This is a genomic window from Nocardia sp. CA-120079 (genome assembly GCF_050955745.1).
GTDB lineage: Bacteria > Actinomycetota > Actinomycetes > Mycobacteriales > Mycobacteriaceae > Nocardia.
Genome location: NZ_CP192088.1, coordinates 802,244 through 824,319, shown reverse-complemented (window position 1 = coordinate 824,319; position 22,076 = coordinate 802,244). Strand labels below are relative to the sequence as shown.

Sequence of the window (22,076 nt, the reverse complement as noted above, 5' to 3'; positions counted from 1 at the left end):
TCACTACCCGAACCGATGTCGAGCAACCGGTAACAGGCCGCCCGAATTGCCCGATTCATCGAGTGATATCTCACCTCTAAAGCCTCTCGGCAACAATGTGGACATGACGGGCGTTGAGCAAACTGTGACCGATCCCTACCTGTGGCTCGAAGAAGTAACCGATGAGCGGGCCCTCGACTTCGCCCGCGCACACAACGAGGTGGTTGTCGAGCGTTTCGCCAGCTCCGATCGGTTCACCGAGCTCGAGCGCCGCATCCTGGACATGCTCGACACCGACACCAAGATCGCCTACCCGGGCCGGCGTGGCCAGTGGCTCTACAACTTCTGGCGCGATGCCGAACATCCGCGCGGTCTCTGGCGGCGCACCACCTTCGCCGAATACGCCAAGGAAGCGCCGGACTGGGACGTGCTGATCGACCTGGACGCACTCGGCACCGACGAGGGCGAGAACTGGGTGTGGGGCGGCGCCGCGGTGCTGCGGCCGGAACAGTCGCGCGCGCTCATCAGCCTGTCCCGTGGCGGCGCGGATGCCAAGGTCGTGCGCGAATTCGATATCGAAACAAGGGAATTCATCGATCCGGCCGACGGCGGTTACTTCCTGCCCGAGGCGAAATCCGAGATCCGCTGGATCGATATCGACTCGGTGTACGTCGGCACCGATTTCGGGCCCGGTTCGCTCACCGATTCCGGCTATCCGCGAATCGCCAAGCGCTGGGGGCGCGGCACCCCGCTCACCGAGGCAGAAACGGTATTCGAGGGCGAGGCGGGCGATGTCGCGGTCTCGGCAGGCTACGACCGCACACCGGGCTATGAACGGCATTTCGTCGGCCGCGCCACCGACTTCTTCAACGAAGAGGTGTATCTGCTCGAAAGCGACGGCAGTCTGCGGCATCTCGATGTACCGACCGACGCCAGCGAGTCCTGGTACAAGGATTGGTTCCTGGTCCGACTGAAGTCGCCGTGGGAAATCGGTGGCAAGACCTACCCGGCCGGTGCACTGCTGGCCATGGACTTCGAGAAATTCCTCTCCGGCGCACGGGAATTCGAGGTGATCTTCACCCCGGACGAGCACACTTCACTGCACGGCTACGGCTGGACCGAGAACCATCTGCTGCTGATCACCCTCGAGGATGTGCAGACCAAGCTCTACGTCCTCACCCCCGGTCCGGACGGCTGGCACCGCGAGCCGCTCGCCGACACCCCGCCGATGGCGACCACCAGCGTGATGAATCTCGACCCGCTCGAAGGCGGCGACGAATTCATGCTGACCACAAGCGGATTCACCACTCCTGCCACCTTGCTCGCCAGCGCGGTCGGCGGCCGGACCGAACAACTCAAACAGGAACCCGGCTTCTTCGACGCCGATGGCATCGAGACCGAGCAGTTCTTCGCGCGTTCCGATGACGGAACCATGGTGCCGTACTTCGTGATCCGCCACCGCGACCGCAAGGACACCCCCGGCCCGACGGTGATGTCCGGCTACGGCGGCTTCGAGGTATCCCGCACCCCCGCCTACAGCGGCGCCTCCGGCATGGGCTGGCTGGAACGCGGCGGCACCTGGGTGATGACCAATATCCGCGGCGGCGGCGAGTACGGCCCGCAGTGGCACACCTCGGTGCAGAAGGCCAACCGGCACAAGGTCTATGAGGACTTCTCCTCGATCGCCAAGGATCTGGTGGCTCGCGGCATCACCACGCATGAACAACTGGGTGCGGTCGGCGGCAGCAACGGCGGCCTGCTCATGGGTGTCATGCTGACCCGCTATCCGGAACTGTTCGGCGCCATCGTCTGCCAGGTCCCGTTGCTCGATATGCAGCGGTATCACCTGCTGCTGGCCGGCGCGTCGTGGGTGGCCGAATACGGCGATCCGGACAAGCCCGAGGAGTGGGAGTACATCAGCAAGTACTCGCCCTACCAGAACGTCCGCGCCGACGCGGCCTACCCGCCGATCCTGCTGACCACCTCCACCCGCGACGACCGGGTCCACCCGGGCCATGCCCGCAAGATGGCGGCGCTGTTGGAGGAACAAGGCCACACCATCTGGTACCACGAGAACATCGAGGGTGGTCACGGCGGCGCGGCCGATAACAAGCAGTCGGCATTCCAGGCCGGACTCATCTATGAGTTCTTCACACAGATGCTGATGGAAGCGTAAGCACGTCCGAAACGGCCCGGTGCCCCTGCCCAGGATGCACCGGGCGTTTTCTTGCGGCAGGTGTCTACGATGTAGACTCAGTCTACGTTGTAGACAAGGAGTTGCCGTGGCTGAAGCCGCCATACGAATCGTCGAAACCTCGGGCGCACGACTGCACACCGAATCGGCCGGAACCGGGCCGCCCCTGGTCCTCATTTCCGGTGGCGGCGGTGATGCCGGAATGTACGAGGCTGTCGTGCCACTGCTGGCCGACCGCTTCCGCGTCATCACCTTCGATCGGCGCGGCAATTCGCGCAGCCCGCTCACGGATTCGCACGCCGCGATCGATGTCGCGACGCAGGCGGCGGATGTCATCGCGGTCCTCGACGCCTATGCGATCGAGCGCACACACGTCTTCGGCAGCAGCGGTGCCGCCATCATCACGCTCGAACTGCTTGCCGCACACGCAGATCGGCTCATCGGTGCGGTCGTGCACGAACCGCCGCTGGTCCAACTGCTGCCCGTCGAAAGCCCTGCGCGGCAAGAGATCGCCGACATAGGCGCACTCGCCGCTGCGAAGAGTCCGATGCGCGCGTTCGCGGCCTTCGGTGTTATGACCATGCCGAATGTGCCACGGATCCTTCGATCGAACGCGGGACAAGCCCTGATGGCCTGCGCAAGTCGCGCATCGCTCGCGATCGGGGCCGCACTGCGCCGGATCACCCGAACTCAGCCGTCGACCATGACCCGCCAACTGAACAATGCCGACCTGCTGCTGCGCCGGGAACTGCCCGTCTTCTGCTTCGACTACCACCCGGACCTGGCCGCCCTCCGGAAGGTCGATGTGCCGTGGCAGCTGGCGATCGGACACGAGAGCGTCGGCAAGCCGTACTACGTCGCCGCACACGCACTGGCCGACGAACTGGGCCGCGACTGTGTGGAATTCCCTGGCGGACATGTGCCCTACCAGTTGCAGCCGGAGCAGTTCGTCGCCCGGCTGGTCGAGCTGTTCGACAAGATGAGCGCATGAGCAAGCCGAAGCCGCCCACCCGAATCGCATTGAATCGCGACTACATTGCCGCGACGGCATTGACCGTCATCGATACGACGGGCCTCGACGGCTTCACCATGCGGAAATTGGGTACCGCACTCGGCGCGGACCCGATGGCGGCCTATCGGCATTTCACCGACCAGCAGGACCTGTTCGACGGCATCGCCGAGGCGATGTTCGACGAACTGGATATGGAAACCCTGCCGTGGCAGCAGGATTGGCCGGAGCTGATGCGCGCTTATGCGCATCGACTGCGGTCCACCCTGCGGCGACATCCGAATGCGGTGCCGATCTTCGCCACCCGACCGGTCCGAAACACCGCAGCGATAGAGACTGGAAACTGGATGCTGGAACGCCTACAGGGCGTTGGCTTTACACCCGCCGTGGCCTTACAGTTCGCCCGCTGCCTACGCGAGTACGTGGTCGGGCACATCCTGAGCCGAACGGTGGCCGCCGTCGCGGCACAGCGCAGCCGCAAGCCCGCTCCGAACACCCCCGACTACAACACCCTCGCCGCAGCCGCCGACGCCACCGCCGACACCGACCACTTCGAAATCGGCCTCACCGCAATGCTCGACGGCTTCAGCAGGCACCTCGGCGAAATCGCCGACCACACTTAGCGCCTTCGGCCGGGGCGGCACTTGATCCAACGAGCCACAGCGCACGCTGATCGCCGCTCATCACCTTCCGCAACCGATGCGACCACAGGCCACGACTCGGTCCCCACCTCGACGACGGCCTCGGGACGCGCCCGTCCGATCAACGGTCCCGCAGCCATTTCTCGATTTGATCGACCGTGCTGCCGTACCGACGGATCCAGCCGTTGTGCCCCAACGGTTCCGGTTGTACCCAGGTACTCACTTCGGCCTCGGGCATCTTGGCCAGCAGATGTGCGGCCGAACTGCTCGGCGTGAGATCGTCGCCGGTCATGGTGATGGACAGCACCGGCAACTTCAGTCTGGCGATCCGCTCCTCGTAGTCGATATCCGCATCGACGGGCACGAAGCGGCCGGTGCGGGCCAACCGGGCCCAGTCCGACATGAGCACCTTCGACTGCCGTCCGAAGCCGCCGAGCGAGATGCGGTCACCGGGCCAGAAGCCGGCCAGATTGGCCGTCAGCGACATGACTGCGGTGCCTGCCAGCATGCCAGGACCCGAAATACCCCGGAATCCACGGTGATACGGGGTGCCCGAGGCGATCAGGATCAGCCCACCCAGCCGGCCGCGGATCCGCGACGCGTACAGCACCGCGAGCTGGCCGCCCATGCTGTGGCCGAGCAGATACGGGGTGCTGTCCGGAAACCGGTCACGCACCACCGAGAAGATCGCCGGGAAATCGACCGATGCCAGTTCGTGGTAGCCGAAGGTGCTCGCGGCGCTCGGGCGCGGGCGACTGTCACCCGTGCCGCGCAACTCACCGATCGCGGCATCGAAGCCGCGCGCGGCCAGCTCCTGGGCGAACAGTTCGTAGTACCCGGCCGGGACACCGAGTCCGGGCACCATCACCACCACCGGACGCGGCGCATCCGGGCGCACTGGATGCCGATGCGCACCGGTTGCCGGGAACAGCCGCACCGGCACGGTGGTGCCGTCCGGCATCTGGATGGGAACCGTCTCCATAGAGCGAACGCTAACCGACGGCCGCCGCGCTACGCGCCGACCGCACCCATGATCACTCGGCTGAGCACCCGGATCACGTCGTCCAGTGGCGGGCGCGGGTCCGAACCGCTCCAGGAATCCACCACGTAGTTGACCGCGCCGATGATGGCCAGCACCCGCATCTCGTAATCGCCCGTTGGGATTTCGCCGTGCAAGGCGGCATCCTCCGCGGCACCGGCGAGAAGCGAACCCCAGACGCGACGCAACTCCAGCCGGAACTTCTCCACCTTCGGCCCGGCGCCGACGACCTCGACCAGCGCCACCCGCGCCTTGCGCGGATCGGAGCCGATGGATTCGACGTAGGCGCGCACCGAGGCGTCGATGATCTCCAGCGCGGTCGCATCGGATTTCTTCTCGAGGGCGGCGGTCACCGCATCGCGCGATTCCCTATCGATCTGCTCGTAGAGCTCGAGTAGCAGGGATTCGCGGCCGGTGAACTCCTCATAGAACTGCCTCGAGGAGAGTCCGGCGTCCTTACAGATAGCGCCGACCGAACTATTGGCGTAGCCATCGCGCGCAAAGACCGTCAGGCCCGATTCCAGAAAACGCGCACGCCGCTGACGTTGCCGGTCCTCTACGGGTTGCCCGGCATACATTCGTCCCGTATTCGCATCCTGTGACATTGGGGCAGACAATACCGAAGGGCCCGATCCCCTCGTCATCGATCGGGCCGTTCGTCTCAACCTTCGGCGAAACGGGTGTTAGCCGAAAGTTGGCCGCTCGGTTGCTATTGCGCTCACCGGATGCCGCTCTCCGATCTAACCGCTGCCACAGCGAGCGTCACTGACTGTTTGCCGCAACGGAGGATACCGAGAGGTTCGGCACGCCGAAATTGTTTTGCAGGACTTTTTTAGAATAATTCTTTCGACAGACCTTTCAACAACGCGGGCAGTTCCGCGACGGAATCGATGACGTGATCCGGTGCGGCCGAAGCCGCCGCCAGAACGGCGGGCCGGAATTTGCCGGTGCGCACCAGAACTCCGGTCATACCGGCATCTTGGGCAGCGAGCACATCGGAGTGCAGATCGTCACCGATCATCAACACCTCGGCCGGCTCGAGGTCCATAAGGTCCGCGCAGGTGCGGAATCCGGCCGCCGCGGGCTTGCCGACCACCGCGATCTCGGCATTGCCCGCCGCCTCCAGACCCGGCAGATACGCGCCCGCGTCGATGCGGAACCCGGTATCGGTGGCCCAGGTCAGGCCGCTGTGCATCGCGACGACCGGAATGCCGTCCAGCATCAGCTCGGCCACCCGGCTCAGCGCATCATGTGTGAATTCCGCACCGGCGCCGCCGATTACGATGACATCCGGATCTTCGTCGTCGAGCGTCAACTCGGCGAGGTCGGCCGCGATGTCGCCGTGATTGAGCACCCACACTGCCGCATCCGGGTAGCGGCGGCCCACATATTCGCCGGTGAGCCGGGCAGCGGTGACGATCTCCGCGGCATCGACATCGAACCCGGCGTCGCGCAGTCGCTCGGCGATATCATCGCAGGTGCGGGAGGTGGTATTAGTGAGAAACCTTCGGCGCAAACCACTTTCGAGCACGCGGCGCACGGCGGCGACCGCACCGTCGATCTCGTGCCAGGAGGTCACCAGCACGCCGTCGATGTCGTAGAGCACACCGCGTATGTCGCCAGACATGGGTTCAGCCTACGACCGCGGACCGGAGTCGTGCCCGCATCCGTTCGAAACGGCGCGTCAGCGGGCGAAACTGCGGGCGGCGCGCTCGAGCATCCACGGTACGAGCCGACGATGGAATGGGCGCACGACGGCGAAATATCTTCGGCCCCAGTGATTTCGATACTTTACCAGTGAAGTGATGGTGACCGTGCCGTCGTCTACGAGAACCGAGACGACAAAGTCGAGCACCGCCATCGCATCGGCGGTCACATGCTCGTGTTCATCGCATTCGCGATCAGGAAAAGGGTTGCCGAAGAATATCTTTCGGGTCCATTTCCGAGGATCGATAGGTGCGCCGGGTGGCAACGTTATCGCGTAGGAATCGATGTAATCCCAATCGGCCTCCACCGAACGCGCCAACGTGGCTCGTTCGGAAATTTCGACTCGTCGATAACGAGGCATCGTATTCCTCCGATTACCCGTACGGGAGCGTATGGATGACCATACGGTAGCGTACGGGAATGGCACAAGGGGATGCGACCGCGAAGACGCGGCTCAGCGCCGACGATTGGGCACAGGCCGCACTGGACGCGCTGGCGGAGGGCGGTCTGGCGGCGGTCGCCGTCGAGCCCATCGCCAAGCGGCTCGGCACCACCAAGGGCAGCTTCTACTGGCATTTCAAGGACCGTGCTGCCCTCGTCGAGGCGGCACTGGCGCGCTGGGAGCAGCGCAGCACCGACGATGTGATCGCCGAGATCGCCATCGAGACCGATCCGGCCGAGCGGTTGCATCGACTCTTCGCCCAGGTCATCGATTACGCGGCCACCGGACGCATCGAACTGGCGCTATTGGCCTCGGCGGACCAGCCGTCGGTCGCCGCGACGCTGCGCAGAGTCGCGGACCGGCGCATCGAATACGTCGCGGAATTGCTGCGCGAATTGGGGCTGAACGCCGAGCAGGCGCGGACCAGAGCGGTTGTCGCCGTGAGCATTTACCACGGCTTCAACCAACTGGCCCGCGTCTCCCCCGACACACTCCCGAGTACCGAGGCACAGCGAAGGATGTTGGTGGACAGCGCATTTCAGAGTCTATTGCCGGACTGAATCAGCTACCGCCACCGCAACCACCACCGCCGCCTCCGCCGCAGCTCGAACCGCCACCGCAACTGGAGCCGCCACCGCAACCGCCGCCTGCGTCGCCACCGCCGCCTGCGGCCCATCGACTTCCACTGCGACGGTTGCGGCGCCTCCGACTGTCGCGGTTCCCGAGATTGATGATCACGAGCGCGCCGAACAACAGCGCGATGCCGATCACGATCACAATCATGAATCCATTCATTGTCCCCACCCCGAGTGACGTTCAAGGCTTCTGCCCACCCCAAGTGCACCTGTTACGGGATCGCCGGTAAAGCCAATACTTTTGGGGCGTTTGAACAGCAGGCGGTCGCGCTCGGACTCGATGGCTCGGCCATCTACCGCGGCCGCCTGTACCCCAATAGCTCCCGGGTCGATCCGATCGGGAGCTATTTCTTCGGCGCGGATTCGGGGCGGATGGAGTCGAGCAGGTCGGCGCAGCGAGTGAGCAGTTCGCGCAGCGCGGCATGTTCGGCCTCGGTGAATTCGTCGGCAAGTGCGCGTTCCACGCGGACGGCATTCACGTCCGCCGCCTGCGCGAGCGCCGCCCCCGCTTCGGTGAGACGGGTCTCCAGGACGTTCTTGTGCCAGGCGTGCGGGGTGCGCTCGATGAGCCCACGGTCCTGGAGATTGGTCAAGATCGTATTCATGGTCGGCGGGGTCACCCCGCACAGCCGGGCCAGCGCGGCGGCGTTGATGCCCGGATTTTCGATGAGGAACAGCAGGGCCCCGTACTGGGGAACGGTGAGGCCCGCCGGTTTGAGTGCCCCGCTCTTCGCCGAGTTCAGGGCCTGTTCGGCGCGCTTGATATACGAGCCGAGGCGCTCGGAGGAGTGCATGGACGTCATATCCGCATGGTAACTGCCCGTCTACTGATTAGACTCTTGACGTTGATTAGAGTTCTAATATAAATTCGTGCACATTCTAAGATGTGAATGCATCCAGATGTTCGACTATCAGGAGCCACGAGCATGTTCCGCACCATCTCGACCATCGCCACCGCCATTGCCTGCACCGCCGTCACGGCGTGCGGCACCGCGACGGAAGCCGTGAGCCAACCGGCGACCCACATCAGCACCGCCTACGAACTGCCCGGTGATCACGTCTACCCGGAGGGCATCGCCGTCGACCCGCGCACCGGGGACACCTATGTCGGCTCATACGCCAATGGCGCCGTCTACCGCGCGACTCCCGGCGCCGCCCGGGCCGAAATCTTCCTGCCCGAGGGGACCGACGGCCGCAAAACCGCCAATGGCTTGAAAGTCGATGCGGCAGGACGACTTTGGGTAATCGACTCGACCGCCGGAGTGGCGGTGTACGACACCGGCAGCCGTGCGCTGGTCGCCCGCTTCGATATCACCGGTACCGAACCGAGCCTGGTCAATGATCTGGCCATTACGCCGGACGGCAGCGCATATCTGACCGACAGCCTGCGACCGGTCGTCTACCGAGTCACCCCGGCGCAGGTCACCGCGGCGCACGGCGGAAAGGCGGATCTGACAGCAGAATTCGACCTGAGCACCATTATCGGCCCGCATGCGCCGGACGCGTTTACCTTGAACGGCATCGTGTCCGATGATTCCGGTCGCTATCTGCTGATCGTCGATATGAACTCCGGCGAGCTGTATCGCGTTGCGACCGCGGCGAATTCACCGGAAATTCGCAAGGTGACCATGCGCGGCCCCGATCTGAAACACGGTGACGGACTTGAACTGCACGGCAGCACGCTGTGGGCGGCCCAGAATGCGAGCAACACCATTACCCGTTGGAAGATCAGCGATGACGGCGCGACCGTAGAGCTGGAACGCACGCTCACCGACGACTCCCTGCGCATTCCCACCACATTGATACACAGCAATGGTCGAACGCTGGTCGTCTCTTCCCAATTCGACAAGGGCGGGCCGATGGGGCCTGGCACCCCGACCATGCCGTTCGCTGTCCTGACAGTCGACGGAATCTGATCCCGCCGCACGGCCGGTTCGTTCAGCGGACCGGCCATCGGCCTATTCGCCATATGACAACTTGATCTAAATCACGACGAAACGCCCGCATCCATTGCAGGTATGCCGCCGCGATGACGTAAGCTCGGCCGACTGACCGGGCACGCGGCTGGGGTGGCGACCTTCGGGCGAGTGTCATACGCTTCGCCGCGGAGGAAAACCGCCTCATGGAGGGACAATTGACCACTCCGAGCCATGGCGATGTCGGAACCGGCGGGCCACAAAAGGTTCCACTGTCGCAGCTGATCCACTTGATGGCCGAATATCAGAAGCTCGGCACGCACCGACAGACCTTTCTACCGGCGCCTGCGAGCGATACGTTCATGCGTGGCTGCGGGATCGTCGCGGGCGGGTTCACGGCCGTGGGAGTTATCTGTGCGACGGTCGGGGCCTATCCCGGTGCGCTCGCGGTCGGTCTGCTCGGCCTGGTGCCCGCATCGCTGGCATTCTTCCGCGGACGGCGCAATCGGCGGCACCGCGCCGCGCGGCTGGATCTTTTCGATGTCGGCATGACCGTGTACCGCTCCGGTGAGCAGGTGGCCGGGTTCCGCTGGGACAGTGCCGAAGTGCGCCAGCAGGTCATCCCATTCCAGAATTCCGCTCACACCGAGTACTCGCTGCGGATGTCGGGCCCCGACGGCGCCGAGGCCGCATTCGACGACACCCTGTTCGGGGACGCGCGTGAGTGGGGCAGGGCCATCCAGTCGGCCGTCACCCTGGCCCAGCTCCCCCGCGCCGTTGCCGCCATCGATGACGGCGCGACCGTCCATTTCGGTGAAATCGCCCTCGACCTGGCCGCGCTCTATTTCCACAGCCGGGCCTACGCCTGGGAGCAGATCCAATTGATCGACGCCCGAAGCGGATTGGTCCGCATGAAGGTCGACGGCAACTGGGTCTCCCTCACCCCCGTAGGCCAGATCCCCAACTTCTACATCTTCAACGAACTCGCCGAACGCCTGCGCCTGGCCGCCGCCGCGGAGTTCGCCGCCGAATCGGCCGCAACCGAGCTCGCGGATCCCGAACTGTCGACCGGCACACCGGCCGCCGAACCCGATCCACCCACGCCGGTAGTCGAACCCAAGCCACCCACGCCGGTAATCGACGCCGATCCGACAGTCGACAACGCGCCCGAGACAGCCGCCGAACAACAAATCGAACGCCCCACCCCAGCGGCCAAGGGCACCTCTAAAAGCTCCACCCCAGACCTGAGCGCCGCCTCGAATTAACCCCCGCCCCAACCGCTTCCACCGAACCAATAAGCCTGGATCCGTTCGGCTATCGCGATTCCATTCATCGTTCTGATCGGCCAACCAAAGACCGAAGGCCGGTCCACCATTGGTGGACCGGCCTTCGGGTCTAGATGTGTTGCAGAGAGGCGGGACTCAGAAGTCCATGCCACCCATGCCACCGGTCGGGTCGCCGGCGGGAGCGGCGGCCTTCTCCGGCTTGTCGGCGACGACGGCCTCGGTGGTGAGGAACAGGGCCGCGATGGAGGCCGCGTTCTGCAGGGCCGAACGGGTGACCTTGACCGGGTCGGCGACACCGGCGGCCAGGAGGTCCTGGTACTCGCCCGAGTCGGCGTTCAGGCCGTGGCCCGCCGGCAGGTTCGAGACCTTCTCGGCGACAACGCCGGGCTCGAGGCCCGCGTTGAAGGCGATCTGCTTCAGCGGAGCCGACAGCGCGACGCGCACGATGTTCGCACCGGTCGCCTCGTCACCGGTGACCTTCAGGTCGTCCAGCGCCGGAGCCGACTGCAGCAGGGCCACGCCACCACCGGCGACGATGCCCTCCTCCACGGCGGCCTTGGCGTTGCGCACGGCATCCTCGATGCGGTGCTTGCGCTCCTTGAGCTCGACCTCGGTCGCGGCGCCGGCCTTGATCACCGCGACACCGCCGGCCAGCTTGGCCAGACGCTCCTGCAGCTTCTCCCGGTCGTAGTCCGAGTCCGAGTTCTCGATCTCGGTGCGGATCTGCGCGACGCGGCCCTTGATGGCCTCCGCGTCACCCGCGCCCTCGACGATGGTGGTCTCGTCCTTGGTGATGACGACCTTGCGGGCCTGGCCGAGCAGCTCGATGCCCGCGGTCTCCAGGGAGAGGCCGACCTCTTCGCTGATGACCTCGCCACCGGTCAGGATGGCGATATCGGCGAGCTGCGCCTTGCGACGGTCACCGAAGCCCGGCGCCTTGACGGCAACGGACTTGAAGGTGCCGCGGATCTTGTTCACGACCAGGGTCGACAGGGCCTCGCCCTCGACGTCCTCGGCGATGATCAGCAGCGGCTTGCCGGCCTGGATGACCTTCTCCAGCAGCGGCAGCAGGTCCTTGACGGTGGAAACCTTGGAACCGACGAGCAGGATGTACGGATCCTCGAGGACCGCTTCCTGACGCTCCGGGTCGGTCACGAAGTAACCGGAGATGTAGCCCTTGTCGAAGCGCATACCCTCGGTGAGCTCCAGCTGGAGCCCGAAGGTGTTGCTCTCCTCGACAGTGATGACGCCTTCCTTGCCGACCTTGTCCATGGCCTCGGCGATCAGCTCACCGATGGACGCGTCGCCGGCCGAGATACCGGCGGTGGCGGCGATCTGCTCCTTGGTCTCGACCTCCTTGGCGGTCGCGAGGAGCTTGGTGGTGACGGCCTCGACGGCCTTCTCGATGCCGCGCTTCAGACCCAGCGGGTTGGCGCCGGCCGCAACGTTGCGCAGGCCCTCACGTACGAGCGCCTGGGCGAGCACGGTGGCGGTGGTGGTGCCGTCGCCCGCGACGTCGTCGGTCTTCTTGGCGACTTCCTTGACCAGCTCGGCGCCGATCTTCTCGTACGGGTCCTCCAGGTCGATCTCCTTGGCGATGGAAACACCATCGTTGGTGATCGTGGGGGCGCCCCACTTCTTCTCCAGGACAACGTTGCGACCCTTGGGGCCCAGCGTCACCTTGACCGCGTCGGCGAGGGCGTTCAGACCCCGCTCGAGGCCGCGACGGGCCTCTTCGTCGTACGCAATTGTCTTGGCCATTGCGTTGAGATCCTCCACATGTATATGGCTGACACACAGGTCGATCGCAGGTTGGATCGCCCCATTTACGCTGGCCAGGTTCGGTGCCCGCGACGGACGACCGAGGGTGTCGATGTGACCCGGTCTCACCGTCCCGACCTGGCACTCACACGTCGAGAGTGCCAAGCCCTTTTTAGCACTCAGGGGTATCGAGTGCAAGGTCCGCCGCGCTGCTCAGCGTCGACTCAGGCGGAGCTGCGGTCGTCCACCCGGAGTATCAATGCGACGAAAGCATCGGCCCGGCGCTCCTCGGGCGTGCGTGGTTCACCCTCATCGACCGTTACGAGTTCCGCGTCGTTCAGCAGCAACTCCGCCTCCACCCGCATGATCGCCCGAATGAACGGTGGCGCGACATCGGGCGGCAGATCGCCGTTGATGATGTAGCTGCCGTCGGGCTGCGATTCGGTGGAGACATAGGTCAGCGCACGCTCGAGATCAGCGCGTCGCTCCCCCGCAACTAGGTCGGAATCCATGCCATCCGCCATTGCTATAGCTTACCGGTGCGCTGGATCAGCCCTTTCCCGACAGGCCGACCAGTCCGGGAGCCGCGGCGCCGACCCTGGTCGTGTGAGCAGCGAATCGCTGTCCGCCAATGGCTTACGATCCGCTTACGCGGCGTGAGCGACGGGCCCGGAGGCGGTAGCGCAGCGTGACCATGGAGGGCCCCGCGAACGCCGCCAATCCAGCACAGCGCGGCGCATGATCGGCGCCGACCTTATGGTGTCCAGGTGAGTGAAAGTCCGGGCTGGAACGCTATCGACGCCGCATTGGAGCAGCTGTACCACGACACCGCACCCAGCCATTGGGGGACGGGGGTCCCCTGGTCGCTCGGCGGGCCCGATCCGCTGGACGGCGTCAGCGCCTATCCACGCACCGAACCGGTCCCACACTGGCACTACATCAGCTACGGCATGACCGAGCTGTACGAGAAGGAATGGGATAACCCGGACGAATCGGGCTGGGGATTCGAATTCACCTTCCGCCTGCTGCGCACCCCGGCCGACGAGAAACCGCCGGTCTGGCCCGCGAACTTCCTGCAGAATCTGGCCCGCTACGTGTTCCAATCCGGGAATTGGTTCGAACCGGGCCACACCATCAAGTCGAACGGCCCGATCGCCGCGGATCATCCGGATTCGGATATCCACGCCGTCGCCTTCACCGTCGACCCGGAGCTCGGCGCCATCGACACACCGCACGGGCGGATGCAGTTCCTGCAGATCGTCGGCCTGACCATGCCGGAGTACCGGGCCGCCCAGGGCGGGCACACGCTGGCGGTGCTCGACGAACTCGCGCCGCGGCTGCCACTGTTGGTCACCGATATCGAGCGCGGACCGCTCATGGAGGAACCGAAGGCCAAGGCGAAATGGCCGCGCTGGGGCGGGGGCCTGACCGGGCGGGCGTAGATTTCGCCATGGAGGAAGATCAACGATCCCGAAGGGGGACGCCCGTGCCCGCATTGCCGTTCGATTCGCTCTATCGGCACGGGTTCGCGCGGGTGGCGGTCGCGGTGCCGCGGATCCGGGTCGTCGATCCCGCGTTCAATGTCGAGCAGACGCTCGAGCTCGCCCGGCAGGCGGCCGCCGACGGCGCGGTGCTGACGGTCTTTCCCGAACTCGGACTCTCCAGCTACACCGCCGACGATCTCTTCCACCAGGATGCGCTCGACGACGCGGTGGCCGCGGCAATCGAGCAGGTCGTCGTGGCGAGCGCGGACATCGATACGGTGCTGGTGATCGGAGCCCCGGTGCGGACGCAGGGGCGACTGTTCAACTGCGGCATCGCGGTCTCCCGCGGCACGGTGCTCGGCGCCGCACCCAAGAGCTATCTGCCGAACTATCGCGAGTTCTATGAGAAGCGCCAGTTCGCGGCGGCACGCGAGACCCTGGACGACCACATCACGATCGCGGGTCAGCGGGTGCCGTTCGGATCCGATCTGCTGTTCACCGCGACCAATCTCGACGGCTTCGTATTCCACCTGGAAATCTGCGAAGACGGCTGGGTTCCGTTGCCGCCCAGTGGATATGCCGCGCTGGCCGGTGCGACGGTGCTGGTCAATCTGTCGGCGAGCAATATCGTCATCGGCAAGGCCGACTACCGGCGCGCGCTGTGCACCTCGCATTCCGCGCGCTATCTGGCCGCCTATCTGTATTCGGCTGCGGGACACGGTGAATCGACCACCGATATGGCCTGGGACGGACAGGCGCTGGTTTGCGAGAACGGGGATCTACTCGCCGAGGGCGAGCGGTTCTGCGACCATCCCCAGTTGATCACCGCAGATCTCGATCTGCAGCGGCTGGCCGCGGATCGCATTCGCACCACCAGTTTCGCCGACAATGTGCACGATCACCGCGACCGGCTGGTGCGGCTGCGGCGTATCGAGGTCGAGTTGCCGGTGCCGACGAGTGCCATCACCCTCGAGCGCGAAATCCAGCGCTTCCCTTACGTTCCCAGCGATCCGGCCGCGCGCAACGAACGGTGCGCAGAGGTGCATCACATCCAGGTCGAGGGCCTGAGCACCCGGTTGCGCGCGACCGGCAGTCAGCGCTTGGTCATCGGCGTATCCGGTGGATTGGACTCCACCCAGGCACTGATCGTCGCGGCCAAAACCATGGACCGGCTCGGACTGCCGCGCGCGAATGTGCTGGCCTACACCATGCCCGGCTTCGCGACCAGCACCCGAACCCGCACCGACGCGCACGCGCTGATGGACGCGCTCGGCGTGACCGCGCAGGAGATCGATATCCGCCCGTCCGCCACCCAGATGCTCCGCGACCTGAACCACCCTGCCGCCGAAGGTATTTCGCAGTACGACATCACCTACGAGAATGTGCAGGCGGGCGAGCGCACCTCACATCTGTTCCGACTTGCCAACCAGCACAACGCACTCGTGGTCGGCACCGGCGATCTGAGCGAACTCGCCTTGGGCTGGTGCACTTTCGGCGTCGGCGACCATATGGCGCACTACAGCGTGAACGCCTCGGTCCCCAAAACACTGATCAAATATCTGATCGCCTGGGCGGTCGACACCGATCAGTTCGGCCCCGAGGCGGGCCGGGTACTGTCATCGATCCTGCAGACCGAGATCTCGCCGGAGTTGGTGCCCAGCCACGATTCCACCGCGCCGAGCCAGAGCTCCGAGGCCACCGTCGGCCCCTACGAACTGCAGGACTTCCACCTGTACTACATGCTGCGCTTCGGTTACCGCCCGAGCCGGGTCGCCTACCTGGCCCGGCACGCCTGGTCCGAGCGCGACCGCGGCAGCTGGCCGGACCTCATTCCGGCCGACCAGCGCAACACCTACGACATGACGATCATCAAACACTGGCTCGCCGAATTCCTGCGCCGCTTCATCCAGACCAGCCAGTTCAAACGCTCCACCCTGCCCAATGCACCGAAAGTCGGTTCGGGTGGCTCACTTTCACCGCGCGGCGACTGGCGTGCGCCGAGCGACGCCTCCGCCGCCGCCTGGTTGGACGAACTCGCCCGCAACGTCCCGGAGAACTGAGCCGCCGCCGTCAGGCCGCGACGGGCTCACGGTATTCGAGCGGGATCCGTGAGCGCACCGACATACCCCGCGATCGGACGGCCCTGCGCTGCCGTGCCCTGGCCGCGTGCGCAGATCGAATGCCGATGACTATCCAGGCAATTCGACGTCGTCCGGCGATGAACGCGGCCTGGGCGTTCATGACTTCTCGGCGGCGATCACCGACAGCAATTCGGACAGATCGGCTTCGGCCTTCGCCTTGTCGACGCCGAGATCGGACAGGATTCCGGAACCGTTCTCCTGTTCGAGCAGGGCGAGCAGGACATGTTCGGTGCCGATGTAGTTGTGTCCCAAGCGGAGTGCCTCACGGAAGGTCAGCTCGAGCACCTTCTTGGCCTCGGCGCCGAACGGAATGAGCGCAGGCACCTTCGCCGGATCGGCCGGCTGTCGGGCAATGGCGTCGTTTGCCGCATCCCGGACCGCGTCGAGTTGCACCCCTTGCGCGATGACCTCCCTGGCGCCGAGGCCTTCCGGTTGGGACAACAGGGCCAGCACCAGATGTCCGATGGAGATCTCCAGATTGCTGGAGGTGCGAGCCGCCTCCTGCGAGGCAACCACCATCTTGCGCGCGCGCGGGGTGAACTTCGCGAAGCCCGCATTGGGATCCATGGCCGCCGGATCACCTGGCCCCTTGGGCACGAACCGCTTCTGCGCGGCCTGTTTGGTGACACCCATGCTGGCGCCGATCTCGGTCCACGATGCGCCGGAGCGGCGGGCCTGATCCACGAAGTGCCCGATCAGATGATCGGCCACTTCGCCGAAATGCCCGGCCGTGACCACCGCGTCGGAGAGTTGGTCGAGCACATTGTCCGGACGTGCCTTCTTGATGCCCTCGATCAGATCGTCGAGTCGTACGTTGATTGTCATGCGTCAACCATAGGTTGACGATCTCGCATCGTCAACCACTAGTTGACGATATTCAGGGACGTGCCACCCCGGCCGTGATGACCCGCATCACTCCCGCCCGATATAGGACAGCTTCTCCGGATTGACGATCAAGCGCAGCGCCGTCACCGCATCGTCGAGGGTGTCCACGCCGACGACCAGCGCGGGTTCCCCCGCCGACCACACGACGACCGCGAGCGCGCCGTTGATCTCCTCCAGCGCCATCACCATCCCCGGCACCTCCCACCGGAACAGTCCGGCCACGTACCGCGCGACCGCGGCAGCCCCGACGATCGGGCGACGAGCCGCGGTGACCTGACCGCCACCGTCCGCGGTCGAGACGACATCGGCCGCGAGCATCCGCTCCAATGCCTCGATATCCCCGATCCGTGCCGCCTCGAGGAAGCGCTCGATAAGCTCGCGGGCCTGATCGGCTGGAACATCGAAGCGCGGCCGCCCCTCGCGCACCCGGATACCGGCCCGGCGGAAGATCTGCTGCGAATTGGCCTCGGATACCGCGAGCATGTCCGCGATCTCCCGGTGGGCGTATCCGAATGCCTCGCGCAGCACGAAAACCGCCCGCTCGATCGGGCTCAACCGTTCCAATGCCGTCAGCAGCGCCAGCGACACCAGCTCGCGCTCCTCCACCGTCTCCAAGGGGCCGAGTTCGCCGCACGCGGTCGGCACCGGCTCGGGCAGCCACGGTCCGACATAGGTCTCGCGGCGGGCCCGGGCCGAAACCAGCCAGGTGCGGCAGAGATTCACGACCGCGGTGCTCAGCCAGGCCTCGGCCGAGCGAATCGTGCCGCGGTCGGTGCCATCCCAGCGCAGATAGGTCTCCTGCACCGCGTCCTCGGCCTCGGTCGCGGAGCCGAGCATCCGATAGGCGAGCGCGAACAGGCGCGGGCGATGCGCCTGGAATTCGCGCAATCCATCCCGTTCCACCGCCACCTTCTTCCGTGCTCGGCCGCCGAAGATGACGGTACCGGTCGGGATCCATCCGGCCTTCGACAGTTCGGTGGCCGACCCGATGGTCCGGCCACCACCGAGAACCCGACCAAGATCGAATCCCCAAAAGCCCAAACCACCAAGTGCCGCAACGCTGCTCATAGCCGCAGCATTCCCGCGCGACCTAGGCGATTCCTTAAGGAATACCAGGCAAGCCCCAACAGCTCACCGGTGCAGATCGTCCGCCCGACGCTCTTTCCCCGGACTGCGCAGCCGCAGGCGGCTCGCCCCGCGGATCGCCGGACGCCGCAGTGCGGGTCGTCGCCGCTGCGCCCGCCGCTGGGCCCGGCGTTCGGATGGCTTGTGCTGCCAGGTTTCCGGACGCGCGGCCACCCAGCGCTGCGAATGCCAGGCGAACGGTATATGCCCGAGGTACAGCGCGACCAGCACCAGCAGCAGCACGATCGGATAGGTGACCAGCAGTGCCGCCGCGAGCGCAGTCAGCACCAGCAGGCCGGCGGCCGCCTGCGGCGCCACCGATACCGACTTCATGGCCAGCGTCGGAATCGTGCTCACCGCCAGCGCCGCCGCGAACAAGGTCCAGGCCGCGACCTCGTAGTAGCCGACCCACCAGCCGTCACCGAACTGCACGTACAGCCCGATCGGCACCAGCGCGATCAGCGCCGCCGCCGGTGCGGGGACGCCGACGAAATACTCGCGCGCCCACTGCGGTCGAGTGTCGTCGTCGAGCAGGGTGTTGAACCTGGCCAGGCGCAGCACAAGGCTCACCGCGAAAACCAGCGCGATGATCCAGCCCGCGCTGTTGCTGTCCAGCAGCGCGATGTAGATCACCAGACCGGGCGCGACACCGAAAGAGATGGCATCGGAGAGCGAATCGAGTTCGGCGCCCATCTTGGTGGTGGCATCGAGCATCCGGGCCAGCCGACCGTCGAGGGTGTCCAGTACAGCCGCGGCGCCGACCATCGCCAAGGAAATGTCGAGCCTGTCGTCCAGGGCGAACTTCACCGCGGACAGTCCGGCGCACAGCGCCATGATTGTCACGATGCTCGGCAACAGCCGGATGGTCCGGCGCCTTCGCTGCGGTGTGGGCAGGGCCTGCTCCATCATGAGTCGGTGGAAAGTACGGCCAGCACGGTCTCGCCCCCGATCGTGCGCTGTCCGGGTTCGACGAGTAATTCGGTACCCGCCGGGAAGTACGTGTCGACCCGGGACCCGAAACGGATCAGGCCGTAGGTATCGCCGATGGTCAGTTTGTCACCGGCCTGCGCGTCGCAGACGATGCGCCGCGCCAGCAGACCCGCGATCTGCACGACCACGAGCTGCGCGCCACCGGCGGTGTCGATGACCATGCTGTTGCGCTCGTTCACCGCACTGGCCTCGGGCAGATCCGCCGAACGGAACTGACCGGACTGGTGCAGCACGGTGCGCACGGTGCCGGAGATGGGAGTGCGCTGCACATGGACGTCGAGCACCGAAAGGAAGATGCTCACGCGCGGCAGCGGCGCATCGCCGAGACCCAGTTCGGCGGGCGGCGTCGCGGTGTCGACCAGAGCGATCTCGCCGTCGGCCGGGGCTACGACCACGCCCGCCCGGTTCGGCGGCACCCGGTTCGGATGCCGGAAGAAGGTCGCGCAGGCCGCGGCGGCCAGCAGACCCGTGCGGCGCACCCACTTGCGCTTACCCCCGATGACCGCCACCGCGAGCGGCGCCGCGACGAACGGCAGCCCGGCGGGATGCAGCGGGGGGATCGCGGCCCGGACCAGATCGACGACATGGCCGACTCCGGTCGTTTCGGGCGTGCCGGGCAGGGTGGGACGGCGTGCCACAGGCTCCTCTTTCGTGCTCGATGCAGACGGTTTGCGCCCTTCAACGATAGGTCCGGCGCAAGCGTTCACACCTTACGGGAACGGAGCCTGTGGCACCCGGGTCAGCTCATGGCTTTACGGCCGGTGAACAGCCGCACCAGGAACAGCAGAATCACCGCGCCGCCGAGGCAGGTGAAGAAGCTGAACCAGAGTCCGCCGCCTTCGACATCGACGCCGAGCAATTTGAGGAGGAATCCGCCTAGCAGGCCGCCGACCACGCCGACCACGATGTTGAGGAGGATGCCTTGTTGCGCATCCGTCTTCATAATCTTGCTGGCGATCCAGCCGGCGAGACCGCCGATGATGATCCACCCGATAATCCCGAGTCCGAGCATGGTGTCCTCGAATCACTAGTTGGGGCAGCGCGCCGCACCACAGGGCGTGCTTCGGAGGTATACCCGCCAAATGTGAGAATACGCACGCCCAACACGCGCGACACGGGCTAATATGAGGGGGCCTCATGTCTACGGTGACGTAGGCGGCCGGCCGATGAGGGACTCATTTCGATGCTTTCGGGGTAACAACCCGGCGGCGCCGCCGCAGGTACATAGGAGACGCATTATGGCTGCTCAAATCACCCAGACCACAGGGGCTGAGCACACGGCGATCCTCGGGCTCGGCGTTTACCGCCCCGCTCGAATCGTCACCAACGAAGAGGTCGCCGGACCCATCGACTCGAGCGACGAGTGGATCCGCACCCGTTCCGGAATCAAAACGCGGCGCTTCGCCTCGAAGGAGGAGACGATTCAGAGCATGAGCGTCGCGGCCTCTCGCGGCGCGCTCGAATCCGCGGGAATCGAGGTCGAGCAGGTCGACTGCGTCATCGTCGCCACCTCCACTCACCTCTTGCTGACTCCGGCGGCCGCGCCGCAGATCGCGACCGAGCTGGGCATGAACGGCACGGCGGCGTTCGATATTTCGGCCGGATGCGCGGGCTTCTGTCACGCGCTCGCGCTGGCCTCGGATCTGGTGCGCGCCGGAACCGCCAGCCATGTGCTGGTGATCGGCGTGGAGAAACTGACCAACACCGTCAATCCGAAGGACCGCGCGACCGCCTTCCTTTTCGCCGACGGCGCGGGCGCGGTGGTGGTCGGTCCGTCGGAAGAACAGGGCATCGGCCCCACGGTCTGGGGTTCGGACGGCACTCAGCACCATGCGATCCGCCAGGACAAGGATTGGATGGAATACTTCGCCGAAATCGAGGAGAAGGGCCTGGACGCGGTGCGGCCCTACCTCGCCATGGAGGGTACGGCGGTATTCCGCTGGGCCGCACATTCATTGGAGAAGGTCTGCCGCGACGCCATCGATCGTGCGGGCCTATCCACCGACGACCTGGACGCGATGATCCCGCACCAGGCCAACGGCCGGATCATCGAGATCATGGCCCGGGTGCTGAAGCTGCCCGAGCACTGCGCGCTGGCCAACGATATCGAGGAGACCGGGAATACCTCGGCCGCTTCGATTCCGCTCGCCATGGAGGCGTTGCTGCGCAAGGGTGAGTCGAAGCCGGGCGATACCGCGCTGCTGATCGCCTTCGGCGCCGGTCTCTCCTACGCCGCGCAGGTCGTGACGCTGCCCAACTGGCAGTAACTCAGCCCAGCCCGGTGACCTTCACCTTGAAGGTCACCGGGGGTGCCCGGTTCCAGCGGTTGCCTCGACCGCGGACTTGATCTTGCCGAGCGTTTCGTTCATCCCTTGCTCGAGCAGTTCCTCGAACGGCGCTTCGCCGCCGAGCGCCGCATCGATGGCCCTGCGGGAGAACCAGCTGGTGCCGTTGGGCACATCGCGGCGTTCGATCAGCCGCGTGCCGGTGGCGGTCGGCTCCAGCGTGTAGCTCCAGATGCTGCGATTCTCGTTGATCCGAAATGCGAAGGCCTGGTTGGGCTCATAGCGCACGATGCGCGCGGTGGTCGGCCAGTATTTCTTGCCGTCGGTATTGAGGTTGATCGTCCAGGTGCCCGCCTTCGGCGTGCCGAGCGCGAGCATCCGGACGCACTGCGGGCTGAACTCCGGCATCCGCTTGAGATCGGCGACGACGGCCCAGACCTGTTCCGGCGGCGCGGCGATCTCGATCGTGGCTTCGATATTTTTCGGCAACGCTGCCTCCGGAGAACTGTGCGACGGACATCCGTCTAGCACGACCTGACGATTTGGCAACAGCCTAG

The 22,076-nt window shown here is 65.6% G+C and carries 22 protein-coding genes; 9 read left to right on the top strand and 13 right to left on the bottom strand.

Going from position 1 to position 22,076, the window contains the following annotated elements; translation table 11 throughout:
• The first annotated feature begins 103 nt into the window (after positions 1 to 103).
• The 3 genes from ACQPYR_RS03910 (at position 104) to ACQPYR_RS03900 (ending at position 3,805) form a co-directional block, all read left to right on the top strand.
• Complete coding sequence (locus ACQPYR_RS03910; protein ID WP_433627708.1) at positions 104 to 2,155, top strand: prolyl oligopeptidase family serine peptidase; 2,052 nt, start codon at positions 104 to 106, stop codon at positions 2,153 to 2,155.
• Positions 2,156 to 2,261: 106 nt separating this feature from the next.
• Positions 2,262 to 3,164, top strand: coding sequence for an alpha/beta fold hydrolase (locus tag ACQPYR_RS03905; RefSeq protein WP_433627706.1), 903 nt, complete (start codon positions 2,262 to 2,264; stop codon positions 3,162 to 3,164).
• Entirely contained in the window at positions 3,161 to 3,805 is a 645-nt protein-coding gene (locus tag ACQPYR_RS03900) for a TetR/AcrR family transcriptional regulator C-terminal domain-containing protein (protein WP_433627703.1), read from the top strand. Before ACQPYR_RS03905 ends, ACQPYR_RS03900 begins: the two co-directional genes overlap by 4 nt.
• A gap of 139 nt (positions 3,806 to 3,944) precedes the next feature.
• Here the strand turns inward: ACQPYR_RS03900 and ACQPYR_RS03895 are convergent, their stop codons facing one another.
• From ACQPYR_RS03895 to ACQPYR_RS03880, 4 genes are all read right to left on the bottom strand, one after another.
• Entirely contained in the window at positions 3,945 to 4,805 is an 861-nt protein-coding gene (locus ACQPYR_RS03895; protein WP_433627700.1) for an alpha/beta hydrolase family protein, read from the bottom strand.
• A gap of 29 nt (positions 4,806 to 4,834) precedes the next feature.
• Positions 4,835 to 5,467, bottom strand: a complete 633-nt coding sequence (locus ACQPYR_RS03890) for a TetR/AcrR family transcriptional regulator (protein WP_040696569.1) — start codon at positions 5,465 to 5,467, stop codon at positions 4,835 to 4,837.
• 227 nt (positions 5,468 to 5,694) lie between these two features.
• Positions 5,695 to 6,489, bottom strand: a complete 795-nt coding sequence (locus tag ACQPYR_RS03885) for an HAD-IIA family hydrolase (RefSeq protein ID WP_433627697.1) — start codon at positions 6,487 to 6,489, stop codon at positions 5,695 to 5,697.
• Positions 6,490 to 6,546: 57 nt separating this feature from the next.
• Positions 6,547 to 6,888 (bottom strand): DUF2867 domain-containing protein, encoded by a 342-nt coding sequence (locus ACQPYR_RS03880; protein WP_433627694.1) that lies wholly within the window; start codon positions 6,886 to 6,888, stop codon positions 6,547 to 6,549.
• A gap of 101 nt (positions 6,889 to 6,989) precedes the next feature.
• On the opposite strand from ACQPYR_RS03880, the gene ACQPYR_RS03875 reads away from it, so the two are divergent.
• Positions 6,990 to 7,571: a TetR/AcrR family transcriptional regulator gene (locus tag ACQPYR_RS03875; protein ID WP_433627692.1), complete on the top strand. Its 582-nt coding sequence runs from the start codon at positions 6,990 to 6,992 to the stop codon at positions 7,569 to 7,571.
• Between the two features lie 419 nt (positions 7,572 to 7,990).
• Here ACQPYR_RS03875 and ACQPYR_RS03870 read toward each other — a convergent pair whose 3' ends face one another.
• Positions 7,991 to 8,449, bottom strand: a complete 459-nt coding sequence (locus ACQPYR_RS03870; RefSeq protein WP_433627690.1) for a MarR family winged helix-turn-helix transcriptional regulator — start codon at positions 8,447 to 8,449, stop codon at positions 7,991 to 7,993.
• 123 nt (positions 8,450 to 8,572) lie between these two features.
• On the opposite strand from ACQPYR_RS03870, the gene ACQPYR_RS03865 reads away from it, so the two are divergent.
• Both ACQPYR_RS03865 and ACQPYR_RS03860 read left to right on the top strand, forming a co-directional pair.
• Positions 8,573 to 9,562 (top strand): SMP-30/gluconolactonase/LRE family protein, encoded by a 990-nt coding sequence (locus ACQPYR_RS03865; RefSeq protein WP_433627687.1) that lies wholly within the window; start codon positions 8,573 to 8,575, stop codon positions 9,560 to 9,562.
• A 218-nt stretch (positions 9,563 to 9,780) separates the two neighbouring features.
• A complete protein-coding gene (locus tag ACQPYR_RS03860; RefSeq protein WP_433627684.1) occupies positions 9,781 to 10,827 on the top strand; it encodes a DUF6585 family protein in 1,047 nt (348 codons plus the stop codon).
• Positions 10,828 to 10,983: 156 nt separating this feature from the next.
• On the opposite strand, the gene groL is transcribed toward ACQPYR_RS03860, so the two are convergent.
• Together groL and ACQPYR_RS03850 are read right to left on the bottom strand one after the other, a co-directional pair.
• Positions 10,984 to 12,609, bottom strand: coding sequence for a chaperonin GroEL (groL, locus tag ACQPYR_RS03855; protein ID WP_433524479.1), 1,626 nt, complete (start codon positions 12,607 to 12,609; stop codon positions 10,984 to 10,986).
• 224 nt (positions 12,610 to 12,833) lie between these two features.
• Entirely contained in the window at positions 12,834 to 13,121 is a 288-nt protein-coding gene (locus ACQPYR_RS03850; RefSeq protein WP_245721169.1) for a hypothetical protein, read from the bottom strand.
• 255 nt (positions 13,122 to 13,376) lie between these two features.
• On the opposite strand from ACQPYR_RS03850, the gene ACQPYR_RS03845 reads away from it, so the two are divergent.
• Together ACQPYR_RS03845 and ACQPYR_RS03840 are read left to right on the top strand one after the other, a co-directional pair.
• A complete protein-coding gene (locus ACQPYR_RS03845) occupies positions 13,377 to 14,051 on the top strand; it encodes a suppressor of fused domain protein (RefSeq protein ID WP_433627680.1) in 675 nt (224 codons plus the stop codon).
• A 44-nt stretch (positions 14,052 to 14,095) separates the two neighbouring features.
• Positions 14,096 to 16,153, top strand: a complete 2,058-nt coding sequence (locus tag ACQPYR_RS03840; protein ID WP_433627678.1) for an NAD(+) synthase — start codon at positions 14,096 to 14,098, stop codon at positions 16,151 to 16,153.
• Positions 16,154 to 16,330: 177 nt separating this feature from the next.
• Here ACQPYR_RS03840 and ACQPYR_RS03835 read toward each other — a convergent pair whose 3' ends face one another.
• From ACQPYR_RS03835 to ACQPYR_RS03815, 5 genes are all read right to left on the bottom strand, one after another.
• Positions 16,331 to 17,059 (bottom strand): Clp protease N-terminal domain-containing protein, encoded by a 729-nt coding sequence (locus tag ACQPYR_RS03835; protein ID WP_433627675.1) that lies wholly within the window; start codon positions 17,057 to 17,059, stop codon positions 16,331 to 16,333.
• 87 nt (positions 17,060 to 17,146) lie between these two features.
• On the bottom strand, positions 17,147 to 18,187 hold the full coding sequence (locus tag ACQPYR_RS03830) for an RNA polymerase sigma-70 factor (RefSeq protein WP_433627672.1): 1,041 nt from the start codon (positions 18,185 to 18,187) through the stop codon (positions 17,147 to 17,149).
• 63 nt (positions 18,188 to 18,250) lie between these two features.
• Entirely contained in the window at positions 18,251 to 19,150 is a 900-nt protein-coding gene (locus ACQPYR_RS03825; protein WP_433635001.1) for a CDP-alcohol phosphatidyltransferase family protein, read from the bottom strand.
• Positions 19,150 to 19,872: a phosphatidylserine decarboxylase gene (locus ACQPYR_RS03820; protein WP_433627669.1), complete on the bottom strand. Its 723-nt coding sequence runs from the start codon at positions 19,870 to 19,872 to the stop codon at positions 19,150 to 19,152. The genes ACQPYR_RS03825 and ACQPYR_RS03820 overlap by 1 nt, the downstream gene beginning before the upstream one ends.
• 101 nt (positions 19,873 to 19,973) lie before the next feature.
• Complete coding sequence (locus tag ACQPYR_RS03815; RefSeq protein ID WP_063044923.1) at positions 19,974 to 20,246, bottom strand: GlsB/YeaQ/YmgE family stress response membrane protein; 273 nt, start codon at positions 20,244 to 20,246, stop codon at positions 19,974 to 19,976.
• A gap of 226 nt (positions 20,247 to 20,472) precedes the next feature.
• Here ACQPYR_RS03815 and ACQPYR_RS03810 point away from each other — a divergent pair, with 226 nt between their 5' ends.
• On the top strand, positions 20,473 to 21,501 hold the full coding sequence (locus ACQPYR_RS03810) for a beta-ketoacyl-ACP synthase III (protein ID WP_387294634.1): 1,029 nt from the start codon (positions 20,473 to 20,475) through the stop codon (positions 21,499 to 21,501).
• Positions 21,502 to 21,534: 33 nt separating this feature from the next.
• On the opposite strand, the gene ACQPYR_RS03805 is transcribed toward ACQPYR_RS03810, so the two are convergent.
• Positions 21,535 to 22,008, bottom strand: a complete 474-nt coding sequence (locus tag ACQPYR_RS03805) for an SRPBCC family protein (protein ID WP_433627666.1) — start codon at positions 22,006 to 22,008, stop codon at positions 21,535 to 21,537.
• Positions 22,009 to 22,076 lie beyond the last annotated feature (68 nt).